Here is a 4,909-nt window from a genome sequence, read left to right as displayed (position 1 = left end):
CGGCCGCCCGTCGGCGCCGAGGCGCGCCACCCCCGCCTCCTCGGCGAGGACGACGCTCCGGCGCACCTGCAGGGCCGCCGAGGCGACGTGCGGCAGGAGGGCCGCGGCGTGGCCGGAGTCGATCCTGGCGGTGTCGTCGAGGATTGCCTCGTCGAGGTACATGCCGACGCCGCGGGGGTCAGCTGGTTGCCGACGCGGCCCGGCCGGAGAACGGCACGGCCTCGTCGAGCAGCATCACGGGAATGTCGTCGCGGACCGGGAAAGCCAGGTCGCAGGCGAGGCAGACCAGCACGGGAGCGCCGTCCAGCTCATCGGAGCGCAGCTCACCATGCTTGCTGCACGGGCAGGCGAGGATCTCCAGCAGCAGCGGGTCGAGACTCATCAGGACTCCCTTTCGCCCCGGACACGCGCAAGGACCTCGTCGCGCAGCCGGCGCATCGTGGCCTCGTCGGGGCCTTCGACGTTGAGCCGCAGCAGCGGCTCGGTGTTGGACGGGCGCAGGTTGAACCAGGACCCGTCCGCGAACGAGATGGTCAGACCGTCGAGATGATCGATGTCGGCGGCGCGCGGCGCGTAGGCCTTCTCGACCGCCTGCATCGCGGCGACGACATCCGTCACCTCGGAGTTGATCTCGCCGGAGACGCTGTAGCGGAGGTAGCCGGCGAGCAGGTCGGACAGCGGCCGCGGCTGGCCGCCGAGCGCGGCGAGCACGTGCAGCGCGGCAAGCATGCCGGAGTCCGCCCGCCAGAAGTCCCGGAAGTAGAAATGGCCGGAGTGCTCGCCACCGAAGATCGCGCCCGTTCGGGCCATCTCGGCCTTGATGAACGAGTGGCCGACGCGGGTGCGGACCGGGATGCCGCCACGCTCGGTGACGAGCTCGGGCACCCCCCTGCTGACGATGACGTTATGGATGATCGTCCCGCCCGGCTCGCGAGCGAGCTCACGGTCCGCCACCAGCGCCGTGATGGTCGACGGCGAGACGATCTCCCCGCGCTCGTCGACGACGAAGCAGCGGTCGGCGTCGCCGTCGAACGCGAGCCCGAGGTCGGCTCCGGAGGCCCGGACCGCGGCCTGCAGGTCACGCAGGTTGGCCGGCTCGATCGGGTTGGCCTCGTGGTTCGGGAAGGAGCCGTCCAGCTCGAAGTAGAGCGGGATCACGGTCAGCGGCAGGCCGGTGAAGGTCGCCGGGACGGTCAGGCCGCCCATGCCGTTGCCGGCGTCGACCGCGACGGTGAGCGGCCGGATGCCGGACAGGTCGACCAACGTGTGGAGGTGGCGCACATAGTCGGCGAGGAGGTCACTCGTGGTGATCGTGCCGACGCGACCGGGGCCGGCGGGCACGCCCCGCTCGACCATCTCCCGGATCTCGGTGAGCCCGGTGTCCTGGCCGATGGGCGCCGCGCCCGCCCGGCAGAGCTTGATCCCGTTGTACTTCGCCGGGTTGTGCGAGGCGGTGAACATCGCGCCGGGGATGTCGAGCGAGCCGGCGGCGAAGTAGAGCAGGTCCGTCGAGCCGAGGCCGGCGAGAATCACATCGGCGCCCTGGCTGGCCGCGCCCTGTGCGAAGGCCGCGGCGAGCGGGATGGACGACTCCCGCATGTCGTGGGCGGTGACGATCCGCTCGGCGTTGAGCAGTCGGACAAACGCGGCGCCGGTCAGCCGGGCGATCTCGGCGTCGAACTCTGCCGGCACAACACCCCGGACGTCGTACGCCTTGAAGATCCGCGACAGGTCGCGCATCCGGTCCCCACCCTTCTCCCTGGTGTCCCCCGCACCGGGTGAATGGTCCCCGGAGCCTGCACGGCGCCACTGCGGCCGCACTCGGGAGACCCTATCTGCCAGGTCCGACAGACCCGGGACCGCATCCGGGCAAGCCCACAGGCGAGCACGACGCCGACCACGCACCTGCGGGCCGAAGCGGCAGCCGTTCGGCCCCGGTCGATCGGGAGCGGCGGGCGCGGGCGGCCAGGCCCTCGCCACCACCCGGTCCCCGGTCGGGGCGGTCAGGGGTCACCGACGCCGGGTCGCCTCAGGAAGGGCTGGGTACCGCCCGCAGGTGACCGCGGCGGCCGCCCGGAGGCGCCTGCGGCCCGCCCTGGGGACCCGGGGGCGGCTCGGGACCGCGCCGGGGGGCCTCGGGACCGCGCCGGGAAGCCTCACGCACGGCGTCCGCCAGCGCTTCCAGGTCATCCCCGGCCACCTCACGGCCACCCTCACGCGATGCTTCGGCCTCGAGCCGGACGACCGCCCAGCCGAGCGGCACGGTGAGCCGGTCGGCGTGCGGTCCGCACAGGTCGTACGAGTGCGGCTCGACGTACGGGGACAGGGGGCCCAGTACGGCTGTCGACTCGGCGTAGGCATACGTGAGCGTGGCGACCGCGGCTGCGGAACAGGCCGAGCGGGAGCAGCGCCGAGGCTTCACGTTCCGGACGGTAGCCCCCGGAACGGGCGACGGCCACCATCTATCGTCGTGTCGCGTGCCGCGAGGCTGAATCGTCACGCGTTGTCGACCATATCGTTGCACCGCGCGTCCGAACTCGCGCACGGCAACGTCATCCGGCACGGCATCGAGATCATCAAGATCGTGGAACCTCCTCGGGCTGGGAGGGATTCGGGGTCAGTCGCCGGATGGCGGGTTGGCGCGGCGACCGGATCACGACGGCCGCCGGGGCCGACACGAGCCCCTGCCACGAACGCTACGCTCACAGGGTGACCGAGCTCGAGCGGTTCCCGGCGGCGGCCCGGCCGATCCCCCCCCGTCGGCGTCGTGACCGGCGGGGCCGAGGCATCCGCGGGACGCTGCTGCCGCCCGATGTGCCGGCCTACGCCACCCGCGGGGATCGCTTCGACGACTTCGTGCTGGACGCCGTCGAGCATCTCGACCACAGGTGGTCGGCGGAGCTGTCCGACGTCGAGTTCGCCGTCGAGGACGTGCCGCCGGTGGCGGTGGCCGACGAGGAGATCCCGCTCGCCCGATTCCAGCCGGCCACCGGAAAGGGCCGCTCGAGCACCCCCCGCCGCATCGTGGTATATCGCCGGCCCATAGAGGCCAGGGCGGTGGACAGCGAGGACCTGGCCGAACTCGTGTTGGACGCGATCATCCACGAGGTGGCCGAGATGATGGGCGTCGATCCGGCCGTGATCGACCCAGAAGGTCACGGCTGGGGCGAGGAGGAGTAGCCCGGCCGCCCACCGCCCGCACCGGGGCGGCGGCCAACGCCCGCCCCCAGGGAGCACGCCCCTGCGAGGAGACCGTGACCAGCAATTCCGTGCCCACGCCGCCTGTCGGCGCGCCGTCCCCGGCCGCCGGCGAATTCGCCGGCGTGGGCCCACAGGTGCCGGCGGGGTCCCCCCGCCTGCTCGCCCTCCACGGGGCCGAGCAGCCCTACGCGTGGGGATCGTCGACCGCCATCCCCGAGCTGCTCGGCACCCCCGCCGCCGGCGGTCCGGTCGCGGAGCTGTGGCTCGGGACCCATCCCGTGGCACCGGCACTCGTCGAGGCGGACGGCGCCCGCCGCCCGGCCGCCGACCTCGTCGGCCCGCTGCCGTTCCTGCTCAAGGTGCTGGCGGCGGACAAGGCGCTGTCGTTGCAGGTGCATCCCGACCTGGCCCAGGCCGCCGCCGGCTTCGCCGCGGACGACGCCGCCGGCCTCGCCGTCGACGATTCCCGTCGGCGCTACCGCGACCGCAACCACAAGCCCGAGCTCATCGTCGCCCTGTCGCCGTTTCGGGCGCTCGCGGGCGTCCGAGACCCGGCGCGCACCCTCGCGGTCGCGCGGGCGCTGGCGACACCGGCTCTCCTGGCCGCCTTCCGCCCCCTGGCCGACGATCCGGCCGCCGGGGCGGCCACGGTGCTGCGGACCCTCCTGACCATGCCCGCCGGCCCCGCTGGGGAGCTGGTCGGCGCACTCGTCGCGGCGGCCGACCGGCTGCGCCGCACCCGCGGCCGGATCCCGACCGGTGCCGAGGCCACCAGCGGCGAGGCTGCGGGCGACGTCAACGTCAACGTCAACAACGGCGACGGCGACGGCGACGGACTGGCTGGCCAGGACCCGGGGGACGGTGACGACGACGTCGCGCGGGCCGCGGACCTCGTCGGACGGCTCGCCGCGGCGCATCCGGGCGATGTGGGCATCGCGGCGGCGCTGCTGCTCAACGACGTGACGCTGCGTCCCGGCGAGGGCCTGTTCCAGCCGGCCCGGATGCTGCACGCCTACGTCGCCGGGCTCGGCATCGAGATCATGGCCACCTCCGACAACGTGCTGCGCGGCGGACTGACCCCCAAGCACATCGACGTCGACGAACTGCTTCTGATCTTCGATCCCACTCCGAGCGACGCGCCGGTCCAGAGTGCCCGCATCGTCTCGGATTCTCCCGGTGGCCTGCTGCGCGGCTGGGACGTCCCCGTCGCCGACTTCGCCCTCGCCGAGGCCGTCTGCACCGGCGGCAGTGTGCCCGTGGGACGCCCGACGGTGCTGCTCGCGGTCGAGGGACGGGTCGAGGTCACCGCTGCGGCCGACGACGGAACCGCCGTCGCCCCGCTGACGCTGCGCCGCGGCGGATCGGCGCTGGTGGCGGGCCGGGCGGCGGTCACCCTGACCGGCACCGGCCGAGTCTTCCTCGCCGCGCCGGGCGCCCGCCCCGTCTGACGCCGCACCTGCCTGATCAGGCCGATCGGCACCAGCACTGACCGGCGCCGGTCGCCCCCAGCGGTCCGGCCCACCGGTGGCGGACCGCGCTCAGCGGTAGGGCACCGCGGGATCCGCCACCGCCGGCGGGGCGTCGAGCCGGCGTGGCGCTCCCCCCAGCGGAACCACCGCGGAAAGGATCTTCGGCAGCACCAGCGGGGACGCGGCCGGCCCGGCCACGGGGAGGCCGGCGAGGGGCGAGTCCCGCGGCGGCGCGGACG

5 protein-coding genes are annotated in these 4,909 nt (G+C 74.0%); 2 read left to right on the top strand and 3 right to left on the bottom strand.

The genetic code is table 11. The features are described from left to right. Positions 1–178 precede the first annotated feature (178 nt). The 3 genes from ND748_RS25170 to ND748_RS25160 form a co-directional block, all read right to left on the bottom strand. Positions 179–382 (bottom strand): Trm112 family protein, encoded by a 204-nt coding sequence (locus ND748_RS25170; protein WP_251748505.1) that lies wholly within the window; start codon positions 380–382, stop codon positions 179–181. Further along, positions 382–1,740, bottom strand: a complete 1,359-nt coding sequence (locus tag ND748_RS25165; protein WP_251748503.1) for a phosphomannomutase/phosphoglucomutase — start codon at positions 1,738–1,740, stop codon at positions 382–384. The genes ND748_RS25170 and ND748_RS25165 overlap by 1 nt, the downstream gene beginning before the upstream one ends. A 289-nt stretch (positions 1,741–2,029) precedes the next feature. Continuing rightward, complete coding sequence (locus ND748_RS25160) at positions 2,030–2,422, bottom strand: DUF3499 domain-containing protein (protein ID WP_251748501.1); 393 nt, start codon at positions 2,420–2,422, stop codon at positions 2,030–2,032. 365 nt (positions 2,423–2,787) lie between these two features. Between ND748_RS25160 and ND748_RS25155 the strand changes: the two genes are divergently transcribed. Continuing rightward, on the top strand, positions 2,788–3,180 hold the full coding sequence (locus ND748_RS25155; RefSeq protein ID WP_374216030.1) for a metallopeptidase family protein: 393 nt from the start codon (positions 2,788–2,790) through the stop codon (positions 3,178–3,180). A gap of 143 nt (positions 3,181–3,323) precedes the next feature. Then, the gene (locus ND748_RS25150) at positions 3,324–4,649 is read left to right on the top strand and encodes a type I phosphomannose isomerase catalytic subunit (RefSeq protein ID WP_374216029.1); all 1,326 of its coding nucleotides are present in this window, start codon (positions 3,324–3,326) and stop codon (positions 4,647–4,649) included. Positions 4,650–4,909 lie beyond the last annotated feature (260 nt).

The organism is Frankia sp. AiPs1 (genome assembly GCF_023716945.1).
Lineage (GTDB): Bacteria > Actinomycetota > Actinomycetes > Frankiales > Frankiaceae > Frankia.
Note: the sequence above shows the minus strand (reverse complement) of the source record. Positions and strands in the feature narration are given on the sequence as shown.